At 69.3% G+C, this 15,768-nt stretch carries 12 protein-coding genes; 5 read left to right on the top strand and 7 right to left on the bottom strand.

The window, feature by feature from the left end; all coding sequences use genetic code 11:
- Positions 1–86: 86 nt before the first annotated feature.
- Together CBM2588_RS15625 and dapB are read left to right on the top strand one after the other, a co-directional pair.
- Positions 87–536, top strand: coding sequence for an Lrp/AsnC family transcriptional regulator (locus CBM2588_RS15625; protein ID WP_010809873.1), 450 nt, complete (start codon positions 87–89; stop codon positions 534–536).
- 45 nt (positions 537–581) lie between these two features.
- Positions 582–1,391 carry a 4-hydroxy-tetrahydrodipicolinate reductase gene (dapB, locus tag CBM2588_RS15630; RefSeq protein WP_115681251.1) on the top strand — a complete coding sequence of 270 codons (810 nt, stop codon included), beginning with the start codon at positions 582–584 and terminating at the stop codon, positions 1,389–1,391.
- A gap of 45 nt (positions 1,392–1,436) precedes the next feature.
- On the opposite strand, the gene CBM2588_RS15635 is transcribed toward dapB, so the two are convergent.
- The 4 genes from CBM2588_RS15635 to CBM2588_RS15650 form a co-directional block, all read right to left on the bottom strand.
- The gene (locus tag CBM2588_RS15635) at positions 1,437–2,177 is read right to left on the bottom strand and encodes a hypothetical protein (RefSeq protein ID WP_115681252.1); all 741 of its coding nucleotides are present in this window, start codon (positions 2,175–2,177) and stop codon (positions 1,437–1,439) included.
- A gap of 177 nt (positions 2,178–2,354) precedes the next feature.
- Entirely contained in the window at positions 2,355–3,845 is a 1,491-nt protein-coding gene (locus tag CBM2588_RS15640) for a chloride channel protein (RefSeq protein WP_115681253.1), read from the bottom strand.
- A gap of 104 nt (positions 3,846–3,949) precedes the next feature.
- The gene (locus CBM2588_RS15645) at positions 3,950–4,966 is read right to left on the bottom strand and encodes a Bug family tripartite tricarboxylate transporter substrate binding protein (RefSeq protein WP_115681254.1); all 1,017 of its coding nucleotides are present in this window, start codon (positions 4,964–4,966) and stop codon (positions 3,950–3,952) included.
- Between the two features lie 54 nt (positions 4,967–5,020).
- Positions 5,021–6,514, bottom strand: a complete 1,494-nt coding sequence (locus CBM2588_RS15650) for an acyl-CoA synthetase (RefSeq protein ID WP_115681255.1) — start codon at positions 6,512–6,514, stop codon at positions 5,021–5,023.
- A gap of 123 nt (positions 6,515–6,637) precedes the next feature.
- Between CBM2588_RS15650 and CBM2588_RS15655 the strand changes: the two genes are divergently transcribed.
- The 3 genes from CBM2588_RS15655 to CBM2588_RS15665 all read left to right on the top strand — a co-directional run bounded on the left by CBM2588_RS15655 (position 6,638) and on the right by CBM2588_RS15665 (position 9,562).
- Positions 6,638–7,552 (top strand): LysR family transcriptional regulator, encoded by a 915-nt coding sequence (locus tag CBM2588_RS15655; protein WP_115681256.1) that lies wholly within the window; start codon positions 6,638–6,640, stop codon positions 7,550–7,552.
- Between the two features lie 134 nt (positions 7,553–7,686).
- Entirely contained in the window at positions 7,687–8,211 is a 525-nt protein-coding gene (locus tag CBM2588_RS15660) for a winged helix-turn-helix transcriptional regulator (protein ID WP_115681257.1), read from the top strand.
- The gene (locus tag CBM2588_RS15665) at positions 8,204–9,562 is read left to right on the top strand and encodes an MATE family efflux transporter (protein WP_115681258.1); all 1,359 of its coding nucleotides are present in this window, start codon (positions 8,204–8,206) and stop codon (positions 9,560–9,562) included. The genes CBM2588_RS15660 and CBM2588_RS15665 overlap by 8 nt, the downstream gene beginning before the upstream one ends.
- Positions 9,563–9,689: 127 nt before the next feature.
- Here the strand turns inward: CBM2588_RS15665 and CBM2588_RS15670 are convergent, their stop codons facing one another.
- Genes CBM2588_RS15670 through CBM2588_RS15680 form a run of 3 tightly spaced genes read right to left on the bottom strand, consistent with a single transcriptional unit; the run spans position 9,690 to position 15,549 of the window.
- Complete coding sequence (locus tag CBM2588_RS15670; protein WP_115681259.1) at positions 9,690–11,138, bottom strand: efflux transporter outer membrane subunit; 1,449 nt, start codon at positions 11,136–11,138, stop codon at positions 9,690–9,692.
- A complete protein-coding gene (locus CBM2588_RS15675) occupies positions 11,135–14,323 on the bottom strand; it encodes an efflux RND transporter permease subunit (RefSeq protein WP_115681260.1) in 3,189 nt (1,062 codons plus the stop codon). The genes CBM2588_RS15670 and CBM2588_RS15675 overlap by 4 nt, the downstream gene beginning before the upstream one ends.
- Positions 14,320–15,549, bottom strand: coding sequence for an efflux RND transporter periplasmic adaptor subunit (locus tag CBM2588_RS15680; RefSeq protein WP_115681261.1), 1,230 nt, complete (start codon positions 15,547–15,549; stop codon positions 14,320–14,322). The genes CBM2588_RS15675 and CBM2588_RS15680 overlap by 4 nt, the downstream gene beginning before the upstream one ends.
- Between the last annotated feature and the right edge of the window lie 219 nt (positions 15,550–15,768).

Genomic DNA, 15,768 nt, shown 5'->3' on the forward strand with positions numbered 1-15,768 from the left:
TATGGATAGCCCGGCCGACACAATGAAGGCACAAGAACGACGAAAAACCGCCATAATCGAACGAAACGACGAGGCATCCCGACGCAATGACCGAACTCGACACCACCGACCGCCACCTGCTGTCGCTGCTGCAGGCCAACGCGCGCGAAAGCGCCGCCAACCTCGCCCGGCACCTGGGGATCGCGCGCACCACGGTGGTGGCGCGCATCGCGCGGCTGGAGCGCAGCGGCGTGATCGCCGGCTACGGCGTGCGGCTGGGCCAGCGCATGGAAGACAACGCCATCCTGGCGTATTGCGGCCTGTCGGTGCAGCCCAAGGCCGCGCCCGCTATCCTGCGCGCGCTGCAGCGGCTGCCCGAGATCGAAGAGGTCAATTCCGTCAGCGGCCCGGTCGACTACCTGGTGGCGATCCGCTGCGACACGCATGACCGGCTCGACCGGCTGCTCGACGAGATCGGCATGCTCGACGGCGTCAACCACACCACCACCTCGATCGTGCTGGCGCGCAAGCTCGACCGCCGGCGCGCCGCCGGCTGACGCGGTATGCTGCCAGACCCATCAGCCTTTGCGGAGCAACAGAACATGAATAACCCGATCCGTGTCGCCGTGGGCGGCGTGACCGGCTGGGCCGGCGGCGAACTGGCGCGCGGCGTGGCCCATGCGGCCGACATGACCCTGGTGGCGGGCCTGTCGCGCGGCGCCGCCGGCCAGACCCTGGCGCAGCTGACCGGCCATGCCGATACCCCGGGCGTGGCCGCCGCCAGCATCGAAGCGCTGGGCCAGACGCCGTACGACGTCTACGTCGAATACACCAAGCCCGGCATCGCCAAGCACAACATCCTGCAGGCGCTGGCGCACGGCGCGCACGTGGTGGTCGGCACCTCCGGACTGACCGACGACGACTATGCCGAGATCGACGCGGCCGCGCGCCAGGCCGAGCGCGGCGTGCTCGCCTGCGGCAATTTCGCTATCACCGTGGTGCTGCTGCAGAAATTTGCCGAGATGGCGGCGCGCCACCTGGAACACTGGGAGATCATCGACTACGCCAAGGCCGGCAAGATCGACGTCCCCTCCGGCACGGTGCGCGAGCTGGCGTACCGGCTCGGCCAGGTCAAGGCCGCCGCGAAGGCGGTGCCGGTCGACCAGGTCAACGGCCCGAAGGAGACCCGCGGCGCGACCATGTCGGGCACGCAGGTGCACGCCGTGCGGCTGCCGGGCTACCAGCTGGGCGTGGAAGTGATCTTCGGCGCCGACGGCCAGCGCCTGCACCTGAAGCACGAGGCCGGCGACGGCTCCAAGCCCTATGTTGCCGGCGCGCTGCTGGCGATCCGCAAGGTGCACACCGTGCGCGGCGTGGTGCGGGGGCTGGACAAGGTGATGGAAGGACTGTGAGGCGGCCGGCGGCGCAGGCGAGCTGAGCGCCGCCTGCCTGTGCCGTTACCAGCTGCCTGGCTTTTCCGGCTTGGCCGGTGCCTTCGGCGCGGGCTTGGCCGCGGCGGTCTTGCCCTTGGCCGCCGGCGCCGAGGCCGGATTGAGCTGCTTGTCGACCTCGGCGTCCTTGTCCGCCATCAGCGCGCGCGCCTGCGGCAGCAGCATCTCGATGGTGCCGGTGCTGGGGTCTTCCGGCATCGCGTACAACTCCACCGTCAGCGGCCGCTGCATCCAGCCGGCATGCAGCGTCTTGACGGTCTTGCCGGCCTTGTCCCGCATGTCTTCCTGCTCCTGGCGGAAGGGCTTGCCGTAGAGCGCGCTGATGCTGTCGGCCGCGGCCTGCTGCGAGTTGGCGCCGGCGGTCGGCACCACCAGGCCGACCAGCGCATTGCGGTCGACAAAGGCCACCACATAGGGGCCATCCATGAACGCCGGGCGCTGCGCGCGCGGCACGCCGACCTGGCGCATCAGGCCGTCGCCCTTCAGTTCGACGCAAAAGCCGGTGACATCGCGGCCGTCGGGCGTGCGCTTGTCGGCGCAGTCGGGCAGCGCCGGCAGCGGGTTGCCGATTTCCAGCATGCCCAGCAGCGGCGCCAGGGCGCTGTTTTCCGCCTGGGCCGAGGGCTTGGCGGCCGGTGCGGAGGCGGGGGCGGGAGCGGGGGAAGCGGCAGCGGCAGCAGGGGCGGCATTGGCGCCGGCGGCGCCCAGCAGGCCGGCAAGCGCCAGCCCGGCAACGGGGAATTTCAAAACGGACTCCTGGTGAAAGGCTCCGGGTTGGAGCCCGCCCCCGCCGGGTTGTTCCTGCGCGGCGCGAGATCGTGGCGAACGATTCACTTGCGCGCGCACGGCAAGGGGCGACAAGGGGGCGTGCGCTAGCTTACCCGATGGCACCGGCGCCGCCGTCACTCGCGCGCCGCGCTGACATTACCCTGCCGGCGCCTTGCGCGTCAGCGCCAGGGCCTCGCGCCGGAAAGTGTGGCCGACCTGGTGGTAGAACGGGTGCGGCGAGAACTGCCGCGAGATGAACGACGCCAGCAAGGACGCCGCCAGCAGGAACACCGTCAGGTCCTGCGTGCGCGTCATCTCCATCACGATCACGCTGGCGGTGATCGGCGCCTGCGTGGCCGCCGCCAGGAACGCCGCCATCGACACCAGCGCCAGCACGCGCGGCTCAGCCATGCCGCCGACGAAATGCGCGACGTTCTCGCCGATGCCCGCGCCGATCGCCAGCGCGGGCGTGAAGATCCCGCCCGGGATGCCGGCGAAGTACGACACCACGGTCGCCGCCAGCTTGGCCAGGCCGAACCACAGCGTCGCCTGCGATTCGCCGTTGATCAGCGCCGCGGCCTGCTCATAGCCGGTGCCAAAGGTTGCGCCCGCGGTGGCCCAGCCGAGGATCGCCACCACCAGGCCGCAGCCGAACGCGGTCCACACCGGATGCCGCCCCGGCCAGTCGCGCCATGCGGCGGGCAGCAGCGCCGGCACACCGCCCTGGAGCGCCTTGGCGAACACGCCGCCCAGCACGCCGGTCACCAGCGCGCACAGCAGGACCGGGCCCCAGGCCTCATGCAGTCCCAGCATCGGCACCTTGACCACGAAATACGGGTTGTTGCCCAGCACCGCCAGCGACAGGAAGCCGGCGGTGAGCACGCCCGACAGCACCAGGCGGTCCCAGCGCACCGCGGTGCCGCGGCCCAGTTCCTCGATGGCGAACACCACCCCGGCCAGCGGCGTGTTGAACGCCGCCGCCAGCCCGCCTGCCGCGCCGGCCGCGATCAGGGCATTGGGATGAAAGCCGATGCGAAAGCGCAGCTTCTCCTGGCACCAGCGGCCCCAGGCCAGCATCGCCGCCGCACCCACCTGCACCGACGGGCCCTCGCGCCCGACCGAGGCGCCCGCCAGCAGCGCCGCGGCGGTCAGTACCACCTTCCACATCGACTGGCGCAACGACACCAGCAGCGTCTGCGCCGGGCCCGACGGCGGCAACGTGACCGCCGCGATCACCTGCGGGATGCCGCTGCCGCGCGCCTGGGGCGCCAGCCGGATGGTCAGCCAGCGCAGCGCGGCCAGCCCGAACGGCAGCATCACGAACGCCAGCCACGGCGTGGCCTGGGTCAGCTGGCGGTTCCAGTGCAGCGCGACCTCGGCGATCCACGCGAACACCAGCGAGAACAGCCCGACGCAGCCCGCGCCGAACATGAACGCGGCATAGCGCAGCGTGGTGCGCGAGATGCGCCCGGCCTGGCGCGACTTGCGCCACGCCGCCACGCGCGCGCGGCGGCTGATCTGGTTCAGCAGGCGGGGATCGGGTGGCGGCGCGCCGGTGTCGGGCTGCGCCTGGGAGTCCGGGCTATCGCCCGGCGCGGCGGACGATGACGAGGCAGGCTTGGGATCGTTGGGGTCGCGATCTGTCATGGCTGGGGCGGGCGCAGGCATCCGGCGGGAGCGCGCCCCGCCGCCTTGATGAGCTGAAACTATACGCCCATCGCCCACCGGTCCCTGCGCGCCCGGCCGACGCGTCAGTCCAGCGAGATGTTGTTCGCCTTGATCACCTTGCCCCAATGGGCGCGGTCGGCCTCGAGATAGCGGTCGATCTCTGCCTGCGTGCGCGGCGGCTGCACCAGCAGCCCGAGGGCACTGAAAGTGGCGCGGAACTGCGGGTCCTTCAGCACGTGGTCGGCGGCGGCCTGCAGCCTGGCCACGGCTTCGGGCGGCGTCTGCGCGGGCACGGCCAGGCCGAACCAGGTGGCGGCCTGGAAGTTGGGATAGCCGCTTTCGGCCACGGTCGGCACGTTCGGCAGGACCTCCAGCCGGCTGCGCCCGGTGACCGCCAGCGCCTTGAGCTTGCCCGCCTTGATATGCGGCAGCGAGGTGCTGACCACGTCCACCATCAGTTGCACGTCATTGGCCAGCAGCGCTGCCAGCGCCGGGGCGCTGCCGTTGTACGGCACGTGCGTGACACCGATGCCCAGTTCGGTCTTGAGCATCTCGGTGGCCAGCTGCAGCGCATTGCCCAGGCCCACCGAGGCATAGTTGAGCTTGCCGCCCTCGGCCTTGGCGTAGGCCGCGAACTCGCGGATATTGCCGGCCGGCACCCGGGTGTTGGTGACCACCACCAGCGGCGCCTCGGCGCCAATGCTGAAGATGCGGAAGTCCTTGGGCGGATCGTACTGGATCTTCTTGTACAGCATCGGGTTGAGCACCATGCTGCCATTGGTCGCCAGCACCATGGTGTAGCCGTCGGCCGGCGCGCGCGCCACGCTGGTGGTGCCGATCATGGTGGCGGCGCCGGGGCGGTTTTCGACCACCACGGTCTGGCCCAGCTGGCGCGACATGCCATCGGCCAGCGCGCGGCCGAACTGGTCGGTCGAGCCGCCCGGCGTGTACGGCACCACCAGCTTGAGCGGGCGGTCGGGATAGGCCGCCTGCGCGGCGCCGCTCCAGGTTGCCAGCGCAAATCCTGCGCCGGCCGCGATCGCGGCGAGCCATGCGCGCCGTGGCTTGCGTCCGGTGGTCTTGGTCGGTTTGTTCTGCATCGCGTCTCCTCCTGTCGTTATCGGCTTGTGCCAGGTGCAGTCCCGCCGGTGCGCTCAGACGCGGCGCTGGCGGCCTTCCCAGTATCGGTCGCGCAGCCGGCGCTTGGCCAGCTTGCCGGTTTCGTCGCGCGGCAATTGCGCCTCGACCACGATGCTGCGCGGCACCTTGAAGCCGGACAGCCGCTCGCGCAGCCAGTCGATCACCTCGGCCTCGCGGATCTCGGCGCCCGGCATCGGCTGCACCATGGCCAGCAGGCGCTCGCCGTATTCCGAGTCGGGAATGCCGAACACCACGCAGTCGGCCACGCCGGGATAGCGCACCAGCTCATGCTCGATCTCCGCCGGGTAGATGTTGACGCCGCCGGAAATCACCATGTCCGAGGCGCGGTCGCAGATGAACAGGTAGCCGTCTGCGTCGACATAGCCCATGTCGCCCAGCGTCACCAGCCCGTCGCGGTCGATGGCGGCGCGCGCGGCCTCATTGTTGCGGTAGGTGAAGTCCGGGTAAGCGGGCTGGCGCACGTAGACCAGGCCGATTTCGCCCGGCGCGCACTGGCGGCCTTGTTCGTCGAGGATGCGCAGCTGCGCGTCGTCGACCGGCCTGCCGGCGGTGCCCGGGCGCGCGGCGGCGTCGGCCGGGGTGGCCACGGTGATCATGCCGGCCTCGCTGGAGGCGTAGGTTTCATGGATCACCGGACCCAGCCACTCCAGCATCGCGCGCTTGACCTCTGGCGCGCACGGCGACCCGGTCGAGGCGACGAAGCGGATGGAAGACAGGTCGTATCTGGCGCGCACCTCCGGGGGCAGCTTGAGCAGCCGCACGTACATGATCGGCACCAGGTAGAGCACGTCGATGCGGTGCTGCTCCACCAGCGCCAGCACCTGCTCGGCGTCGAAGCGCGGCGTCAGCACCAGGCGCTCGGCCATCTGCAGCGCGTTCTGGATAAACGAGCCCGGCGCACTGTGGTACAGCGGCGCCGACATCAGCGCGCGGCAGCCCGGCTCCAGCCCGTAGGTCTGCCGCACCACCGAACGCATGCGCGCCAGCTGTTCCTCGAGCCCGTCCAGCGGCAGCGCCTGGCGCAGCACGCCCTTGGGCCGGCCGGTGGTGCCCGAGGTGTATGCCATATGGCCGCGCGGTGCCACGCGCGGGCCGTCGTAGGCGGGCTGTTGCGCGAGCCACGCTTCATATTCAGTCGCGCCCGCGGCGGGACCGCCCACCGACAGCACCGGCATGCCGGCCGGGACCGCATCGCGCACCGCGGGCAGCAGGTCGTCCTGCGCCAGCAGCACCCTGGCGCCGCTGTCGCCCAGCAGGAAGCGGACTTCCTCGGCGGTAAAGTGCCAGTTGATGGGGCAGTAGTAGCAGCCGGCGATGCGGCAGGCATGGACCACGTCGGCATACACCGGATCGTTGCGCAGCAGTACCGCGATCACGTCGCCCTCCTGCACGCCGAGCGCACGCAGGCCGCCGGCCAGGCGGGCGCCGCGCGCCAGCAGATCCTCGCCGCTGCGGTGCATGTCTTGATACCAAAGGTCCGTGGCCATCCGCTGTCTCCAAGCTTGGGTTTTGTCAGCCGACCACTGTATCGGCGTAGCCACGCATCGACAATCAGGCCGGGTGGAATCACAATGTTGCGCCAGACGTGACAATCCTTCAGGCAATCCCCGATGGACCTCAACCTGATCCAGGCCTTCGTCGACATCGTCGACGCCGGCAACCTTGCCGAAGCCGGGCGCCGGCGCGGCGTTACGCGGTCGCAGGTCAGCCGCCAGCTGCGCGAGCTGGAACACCAGGCTGGCGCGCAGTTGCTGCGCCGGACCACGCGCCGGCTCGAGCTGACCGAGCCCGGCCAGGCGCTGTACCAGCACGGCGTGCGCATCCTGCAGGAAGTGGCCTCGGCGCAGGCCGAGATCGACAGCCTGGGCCAGACCCTGCGCGGCCATGTGCGCGTGAGCGTGCCTACCGGGCTGGGCGACGCCTATATCGCGCCGCTGCTGCTGCAGTTCGCGCACATGCATCCCGGCATCACGCTGCGGGTATTCTTTGCCAATCGCGTCAACGACCTGATCGCGGCCGAAATCGACGTGGCGCTGAAGGTCACGTCGGCGCCGCCGCTGGACCACGTGGCGCGGGAAATCTGCGATATCCGCTGGCAACTGTATGCATCGCCGCAGTACCTCGCCAGCATTGGGTCGGTGCAGGTACCGCCGGACCTTGCCGGCTGCAGCTTCCTGTGCCCGCCCTTCCCGCCCCGACAGTTCCCGCTGTCGCTGTATCGCGACGGCCAGCGCGTGGACGTGGCGCTGACGCCCACGCTGCAGTCCGAACACTTCCTGTTCCTGGCGCGGGCCGTGCGCGAAGGCCATGGCATCGGCATGCTGCCGGTCTATATCGGGTGGGGAGAGGTGCGGGCCGGCAACCTGGTGCCGGTGCTGCCGGACTGGCGCCCGGAAGGGCTGGGCAACAAGCTGTTCATCATCACCACGCCCAACCTGCATCCGTCGATGGCAACGCGCGCGCTGATCGGCTTCCTGCGCGAGGAACTGGAGAAGCTGGAGGTATTCCGGGACGCGGTGAAGTAGCCGGCACCAGTGGCCGCTGATCGCACGCTTTCGCCAAGCCATTGGTTGGCCCGCCTGCGAACTTGCGATTTGCAAGCTATGCTGCAGCAAGCTTGCAAATCGAAAGCAAGCCCCCCACACCACGGCGGAGACCCATGCCCCCCACCGATTTCACCGCGATGCCCTGCCCCGTGGCCCGCTCGATGGCCGTGCTGGGCGAACGCTGGGCCATCCTCGTGTTGCGCGAGGCCTTCTACGGCAGCACCCGTTTCGACGAGTTCGAGCGCAACCTGGGCATCGCCCCAAACATCCTCAGCGCGCGCCTGAAGACCCTGGTGGCGCACGGGCTGCTGGCGCGCGTTGCGCCCGAGGGCGGCGCACGCCATGTCTACCAGCTGACCGACAAGGGTCGCGACTTCTTCCCGGCCTACGTGGCGCTAAAAGCCTGGGCCGACCGCTGGATGACCGACGACAAGGGACCGCTGACGCTGCTGCAGGACCGCCGCACCGGTGCCGAGATCGCCGAGCCGGCATTGACCCGCGCCGATGGCAGCGCGATCACGCTGGACGACGTGCGGGTGTTGCCGGGCCCGGGTGCGGGCCGCTTCCTGCGCCAACGCTTCGGCGACGCCGGGGCCGCCGCGGTCGCGGCGGGCGGGCAGGAGACCGGCCATGACTGACACGCGCGCATTGCCCGCCGGCACTCTCCCCGCCGACGCGGTGCCGGCCACCGAAATCGCCCGCCGCATCGGCAAGCTGGCCGGGCCCACCGCGCTGATTGCCCTGCTGCAGGCGGTGGCACAGCTGATCGAAACCTGGCTAGCCGCGCGCCAGGGCACCGCGGCGCTGGCCGGCTGGGCCGTGGTGCTGCCGTTTGCGCTGCTGCTGCAGCAGATGTCGACCGGGGCCATGGGCGGCGGCGTGGTCGCGGCCATCGCGCGCGCGCTGGGCGCCAACAAGCGTGACGAAGCCTCGGCGCTGGTGATGCATGCGCTATGGATCGCCGTGATCGCCGGCCTGGCGTTTGCCGTGGCGCTGGCCGGGTTCCCGCGCGCGGTGCTGGGCGCGGTGGCCGGCGCCACCGCCGCCGATGCGGCCGCCACTTATGCGATCTGGCTGTTCGGCGCCGGCGCGATCCCGGCCTGGCTGGCCAACACGCTGGCGTCGGTGCTGCGCGGCGGCGGCCGCCACGCGCTCGCGGCGCGCGTGCTGGCGCTGATGTGGATCGCGTTCCCGGCGCTGTCATGGCTGCTGGCCGAGCCCGCCGGCATGGGCCTGGCCGGCATCGGCGCGGCGCTGGCGGCGGTATCTTGGGCCGCGGCGCTGGCGATGGCGATCGTGGTCGCGCGCGGCGGCGCGGGCTTCGTACCGGTGCTGCGGGTGCGGCTGTCGTGGCCGCTGTTCGCGCGCATCCTGTCGGTGGGGCTGGTGGCGTGCGCGCTGGCCTCGGTCGCCAACCTGACCACCATCCTGGTCACCGCGCAGCTGCGCCACCATGGCACCGCCGCGGTGGCGGCCTACGGCATCTCGGCGCGGCTGGAATTCCTGATGATCCCGCTTGCGTTCGGCGTGGGCTCGGCGCTGACGGCGCTGGTCGGCCGCGCCGTCGGCGCCGGCGACTGGCATACGGCGCGGCGCACGGCCTGGGTGGGCGCACTGCTGGCGCTGGCCATCGCCGGCAGCGCGGGCGCCGCCGTCGGCCTGGCGCCGGTGCGCTTTGCCAGCCTGTTCACCAATGATGCCGAAGTGATCGCCATCGCCGCGCGCGCGCTGTCATGGGTGGGGCCGGCATTCGGCGGCTTCGGGCTCGGCATGGCGCTGTACTTCGCCTCGATGGGCGCGGGGCGCATGCGCTGGCCGGTGGCGGCCGGGCTGTGCCGGATCGCGCTTGCCGCCGGCGGCGGCTGGTTATTGGCCAATGTGTTCGGGATGGGGTTGGACGGGCACTTCCTTGGGGTGGCGCTGGGAATCACGGCGTATGGCGTGGTGACGGCGCTGGGGGTCAGGCAGGGGGAGTGGTCGGCGCGATGAAGCCGTTACGGGCCAACATCGCTGGTTGGCTCGCCTCTCCCGCCTTGCGGGAGAGGGGAGCCTCTGCAAGCGGTGCCAGTGAATGGTGGCGGCAGCGGTGCGCAAACCCTCGCAACTCCGTGCGTTGCTACCGCGCCAGCACCTTCGCATCTCCCTGCATTCCCGCCTCGCGCACAGCCTGCGGCACCGACGGCCAGCCGCCGCCCAGCGACTTGTACAGCGCCGCGGTGCTGGTCAGCGTGTCCACCTGGCCCTGGATCACCGCCAGTTGTGCGTTGAACAGCTTCTCGCGGGCATTGGTCACCTCGAGGTAGCTCGAATAGCCGCCCTCATAGCGCGCGAAGGCCTGGTCCGCATAGATCGTCAGGCTCTTTTCCTGCTCGCGCAGGCTGCCAAGGCGGGTGCGCGTCTCGGTGCCGCTGGCCAGCGCGGAGTTGACGTCGGCCAGTGCCTCCAGCACCGTGCGCTGATAGGCCAGCAGGGCCTGGTCGCGCTGCGCCGAGGCCGTCTGCACCTGCCCGCGGATGGCGCCGCCCTGGAACACCGGCTGGGCCAGGCCGGCGCCGAACCCCCACACCTGCGAAGCGCTGTGCCACAGCGCTCCCGGCGTGCTGGCGATGGCTCCGAACAAGCCGCTCAGGTTGACCGCCGGCAGGTACAGTGCCTGCGCCGCGCCAAGCTGCGCGTTTGCCGCGATGGCCGACTGCTCGGCCTGCAGCACGTCCGGACGCCGCGACAGCAGCGTGGCGGGCATGTCGGCGCCGATGGACGGCGCCTGCAAGGCTGTCACCGCCTTGCCGCGCTCGATCGGCCCGGGCTCGCGCCCGAGCAGCACAGACAGCGCGTTTTCGGTCTGCGCAATGGCGGTGCGCAACGGCGGGATGGTGGCCTCGGCCACGTAGAAATCATTCTCCGCCTGCGCCAGCTCCATCTGGGAAATGACGCCGCCCTCGTACCGCTGCCTGAAAATGTCCAGCCCGTCGCCGCGCGAAGCCAGCGTCTGCTTTGCGACGTCGAGTTGCGCATCGAGCCCCCGCAAGGTCGCATAGCCCTGGACCACGGACGCCGCCAGCGACAGCACCACCCCGCGGCGGGCATATTCCGCGTTCCACAGGCTGGCCTCGGCCGCCTCGGCCTGGCGGCGGATGCGGCCCCACAGGTCCAGTTCCCAGCTCGCGTTGGCCAGCAGCTGGTAGGTGTTGCGCGGGCTGTCGAGCCCGGCGAAGGTCGTGCCGTTGAACGTGCCGAGGCGCTGGCGCGCGGCCGACGCCGACAGGTTCAGCTGCGGAAAGAAGCCCGAGCGCGCCACCATCAGCTGGCCGCGGAATTCGTCGATGCGCGCCGCCGCAATGCGCACGTCAAAGTTGCTGGCAAGCGCCTCGTCCACCAGCGCGGTGAGCACCGGATCGTCGAACTGGTTCCACCAGTCGCTGTCGGCGGCAATCGCCAGCGGGCCGGTGTCGATGCGGTACTGGGCCACGTCCGGCGTCGCCGGCCGCCGGTAATCAGGGCCGATGGCGCAGCCGCCCAGCGCCGCCGCCGCGCAGGCTCCCAGCATCCAGGCACGCGGGATCATGATGGTTCTCCGGCCGGAGGTCTGGCTGGGGGCGGGCCGTCGCCCGAGGTCGGCGCCGCACCGCCCGCCGCCTTTTCCCTGGGCTTGCGCTCGGCCAGTACCTCCAGCCCCCAGAAGAACATCGGGATAAAGAACAGCGCAATCACCGTGGCCCCGAGCATGCCGCCGATCACGCCCGTGCCCAGCGATTGCCGGCTCGCCGCCGAGGCGCCGCTGGCGATGGCGAGCGGCACGCAGCCCAGGATGAAGGCCAGCGAGGTCATGATGATCGGCCGCAGGCGCAGCTTGGCGGCGTGAATGGCCGCGTCATAGGCGCTGAGGCCCTCCTTCTGCCGCATTTCCACGGCGAACTCGAAGATCAGGATGGCGTTCTTGGCCGCCAGCGCGATCAGCACGGTCAGCCCGATCTGGAAATAGACATCGTTGAGCATGCCGCGCATCAGGATGGCCAGCAAGGCGCCAAACAGGGCGAACGGCACGGCCAGCAGCACGCCGAGCGGCAACGACCATTTCTCGTACTGCGCCGCCAGGATCAGGAACACCATCAGCAAGGCAAAGGCGAAGACATAGACCGCCGTGGATCCAGCGGTCTTTTCTTCAAAGGCCTGCCCGCTCCAGGAATAGGCGTAGCCGATGCCGAGCACCTCCTGCGCGGTTTCCTCCATGGCCGCGATGGCCTGCCCCGAGCTGTAGCCCGGCGCGGCGTCGCCCATGATCTTGGCCGCGGGGAAGTTGTTGAAGCGCGTGACGATGTCGGCGCCAGGGACGTACTTGGTGGTGGTCACCGCCTTGATCGGCACCATCTCGCCCTTGTGGTTGCGCACATAGACATTGTCCAGGTCCTCGGGACGCGAGCGGTACTTCGGCTCGGCCTGCAGGATCACCTGGAACAGCCGGCTGTTCTTCGGGAACTGGCTCACGTAAAGCGAACCGAACATGGTCTGCAGCGCGGAGTACACCGCCTCGACCGGCACCCCCTGCGTTTCCGAGCGCTCCCGGTCCACCTCGACCATGAACTGGCGCGAGCGCGAATTGATGGTGGAATTGACGCCCGTCAGCTCCGGCCGCTGGCGCGCCCTGGCAATAAACTGGTGCACCTTCTCCTCGAGCTGCTGGTAGGTGCCGTCCGCCGTGCTCTGCAGCCAGAACTCGAAGCCGCCCGTGGTGCCCAGGCCGGGTATCGAAGGCGGGTTGATGGGGATGACGGCGCCGTCCTGGTATGTGGAGAACTCTTTCTTGGCCTTGAGGATCAGGTCCTCGGCGCTCTCGCCCTCGCCGCGCTCGTCGAAGCCCTTGAGCGTGACGAACAGCGTGCCGGCATTGGCCTTGTTCTGGGAATCGATCAGGCTGTAGCCGTCCACCGTTGCCACCGAGGACACGCCGGGCTGCCTGGCCAGCCAGGTTTCCGCGCGCGACGACAGGTTGCCGGTGCGGTCCAGGCTGGCGGCATCCGGCATCACCACGGCCCCGAACAGATAGCCCTGGTCCTCCACCGGCAGGAACGATCCCGGAATACGCATGAACATCAGCACGCTGACGGCGACCATCGCGAGGATGATCGCAATCGACATCGCGGTACGCTTGATGACCACCTGCAGCGACCTGTCATAGCCGGCCACCAGCCGGTCAAAGGAATTGTTGAACCAGGTGAAGAAGCGGTTCTTCTTGTGTTCGCCGGGCTTGAGCAGGATGGCCGCCAGCGCCGGCGACAGCGTCAGCGCGACCACGCCCGACAGCACCACCGACACCGCGATGGTGATGGCGAACTGCTTGTAGAGCTGGCCGGTAATGCCGGACAGGAAGGCCACCGGAATGAACACGGCCAGCAGCACCAGCACGATGGCGACCACCGGGCCGCTGACTTCGTCCATGGCCTTCTTGGCAGCCTCCTTGGGCGGCAGCTTGAACTCGACCATGTTGCGCTCGACGTTCTCGATCACCACGATGGCATCGTCCACGACGATGCCGATCGCTAACACCATGCCGAACAAAGTGAGCATGTTCACCGAGAAGCCGAATGCGCTCATGCCGACAAAGGCGCCGATGATCGACACCGGCACGGCAAGGATCGGTACCAGGGTGGCGCGAAAACTCTGCAGGAACAGGTAGACCACCAGGATCACCAGGATCACGGCGTCGCGCAGCGTATGCACCACCTCGTCGATCGATTCCTGCACAAAGGTGGTGGTGTCCAGCGCGATGTCGTATTCCAGCCCGGGCGGGAAACTCTTCTTCAGTTCCGCCAGCGTGGCGCGCACCTGCTTGGAAACATCCAGCGCGTTGGCGCCCGGCTGCTGGTAGACCGCCATCAGCGTGGCCGTCTTGCCCTTGTAGCGACTGCGCAGCGAGTAATCCTTGGAGCCAAGTTCGGCATGCCCGATGTCCTTGAGGCGCACCAGCGCGACGTCGCCGGACTGCGCGCGCAGGATCATGTTGTCGAACTCGGCCGGCTCCGTCATGCGGCCCTTGGTGGCAATCGGAAAGGTCAGCTGGACCGCGCCGTCGGTGGGCGACTGGCCGATGCGGCCGGCCGAGAACTGCTGGTTCTGGTTGGCCACCGCGTTCTTCACATCCTCGGTGGTGATGCCCAGCGATGCCATCCGGTCCGGCTTCAGCCAGATGCGCATGGCGTAGTCCGGACTGCCGAAGATGGAGGACTGGTTGGCGCCCGGAATGCGCTTGAGCGCGTCCAGCACGTAGATGTTGGCGTAGTTGCCGACGAAGGTCTGGTCGTAGCTGGCGTCCGGCGAATAGATGGCGATCACCATCATGAACGCCGACGAACGCTTCTGCACCGATACGCCCTGCGAGGTCACGGCCTCCGGCAGCGTGGGCAGCGCCAGGTTGACGCGGTTCTGCACGTCGACCTGGGCCAGTTCCGGATCGGTGCCGATCTCGAAGTACGTGGTCAGCGTCAGGTCGCCCGTCGATGAACTGGTCGAGTTCATGTACATCATCCGGTCCGCGCCGTTGACCTGCTGCTCGATCGGCGCGGCGACGTTCTGCGCCACCACTTCCGCGCTGGCGCCCGGGTACCTGGTAGTGACGGTGATCGACGGCGGCGTGATGTCCGGGAACTGGGCGATCGGCAGCTTGGTCAGCGCCACCAGCCCGCCCACGGTGATGACAATGGAGACGACCGACGCAAAGATCGGCCGGTCAATAAAAAAATGGGCAAGCTTCATGGCTTGCCTCCCGCCGTGGCGACGCCGGACGCCGGCGTCGGCGCCGGTGCGGGTGCGGGTGCGGCCGCCACGCCGCTGGCCGCGGCGGGCGCGGCAGCTGGCCCGGCCTGCACCGCCTTGACAGGCGCCCCGGGCGCCAGCCGCAGCGTGCCGCTCACCGCGACCCGTTCACCCGGTTTCAGCCCGGATCGCACCACCCAGTTGTCGCCGGTCCACTCCCCCACGTCCACCACCCGCTGCTGCGCCTTGTTGTCAGGACCGATCACCCAGACCGCCTGGCCGCGCTGGGTCTGCACGATCGCGTCCTGGGGCACGGCGATGGCCTTGGCGCGCTTGGCGCCATGCACCTTTACGCGCACGAACTGGCCGGGCCGCAGGACGCCTTCCGGGTTGGACACCTCCGCGCGGACCAGGTAGGTGCCGGTATCCGCGCTGAACGACGCGTCGGCAAAGGCGATGCGCCCGTGGTTGGGGAATGACTTGCCGTCCGCCAGCACGATCACGACATCGAACGCATCCTGCTCCGGGAACTTGATGGCGCCCGATTCGCGCTCGGTGCGCATCTTCAGGACTTCGTTCTCGGACAGGCTGAAATTGACCCACATCGGATCCAGCTTGGCCACATAGGTAAGCAGGCTGTTGGTGGTGTCGATATAAGAGCCGGCCTGCCGCTTGGCAAAGCTGGACAGCCCCGCCACCGGCGACTTGATCGTCGTATAGCTCAGGTTGAGCCTCGCACTGATCACGTTGGCGCGTGCCCCTTCCACGGCGGCGGCCGCGGCCTGGGCCTTGCCGGTGGCGTCATCGAGGTCGCGCTGGCTGAGGGCGTTGCGCTCGGCCAGCGGGCGCACGCGCTTGAGGTCGGCCTGGGCCGTCACCAGGCGCGCCTGCTGCTGCGCCAGCTCTGCCTCAGCGGCCTGCAGGGTTGCCTCGAACGGCTTGCGATCCATCAGAAACAGGGTCTCGCCGGCCTTGACCAGTGCGCCTTCGGTATAGACGCGCTTGTCCAGGAAGCCATTCACCCGGGCCCGGATTTCCACCTGCTGCGAGCTCTGCGTCTGCCCGACAAAGTCGAACACGATCGGCACATCGCGCAGCGCCACTGTCATGACTCCGACCTCGGCTGCGGGCGGCGCGGCCGGCGCGGCTTTCTCCTTGCCGCATCCGGCCAGTGCCAGGACAGGAAGCAGCCATAGCGCGCCGCGCCAGTTGAACACGCTTTTCACAGGACCCCCCAACCAGAAATTTGTTGCGTTGCCGTAGCGCGGCCGAAGCGACCGGCGTTGCAGTCGCCCGGCCCACCGGGTGCACCTTTGCCCACCCCTTTCCTCCGGCAGAGTAAGGCCGGGCCCAGTCAGCGCCAATTCAATCTTTCTTGCGCACGTATTAAGTCCTTTCGAGCCGCGTCACGCGCGCGCCATCCCTTTGTTCTGCGCCCGCCGTGC

The organism is Cupriavidus taiwanensis, from assembly GCF_900250075.1.
Lineage (GTDB): Bacteria > Pseudomonadota > Gammaproteobacteria > Burkholderiales > Burkholderiaceae > Cupriavidus > Cupriavidus taiwanensis_C.

Bases quoted from the DNA above. Each gene is read 5' to 3' on its own strand.
- CBM2588_RS15625 (WP_010809873.1), top strand. From the start codon at position 87: ATGACCGAACTCGACACCACCGACCGCCACCTGCTGTCGCTGCTGCAG.
- dapB (WP_115681251.1), top strand. From the start codon at position 582: ATGAATAACCCGATCCGTGTCGCCGTGGGCGGCGTGACCGGCTGGGCC.
- CBM2588_RS15640 (WP_115681253.1), bottom strand. From the start codon at position 3,845: ATGACAGATCGCGACCCCAACGATCCCAAGCCTGCCTCGTCATCGTCC.
- CBM2588_RS15645 (WP_115681254.1), bottom strand. From the start codon at position 4,966: ATGCAGAACAAACCGACCAAGACCACCGGACGCAAGCCACGGCGCGCA.
- CBM2588_RS15650 (WP_115681255.1), bottom strand. From the start codon at position 6,514: ATGGCCACGGACCTTTGGTATCAAGACATGCACCGCAGCGGCGAGGAT.
- CBM2588_RS15655 (WP_115681256.1), top strand. From the start codon at position 6,638: ATGGACCTCAACCTGATCCAGGCCTTCGTCGACATCGTCGACGCCGGC.
- CBM2588_RS15660 (WP_115681257.1), top strand. From the start codon at position 7,687: ATGCCCCCCACCGATTTCACCGCGATGCCCTGCCCCGTGGCCCGCTCG.
- CBM2588_RS15665 (WP_115681258.1), top strand. From the start codon at position 8,204: ATGACTGACACGCGCGCATTGCCCGCCGGCACTCTCCCCGCCGACGCG.
- CBM2588_RS15670 (WP_115681259.1), bottom strand. From the start codon at position 11,138: ATGATCCCGCGTGCCTGGATGCTGGGAGCCTGCGCGGCGGCGGCGCTG.
- CBM2588_RS15675 (WP_115681260.1), bottom strand. From the start codon at position 14,323: ATGAAGCTTGCCCATTTTTTTATTGACCGGCCGATCTTTGCGTCGGTC.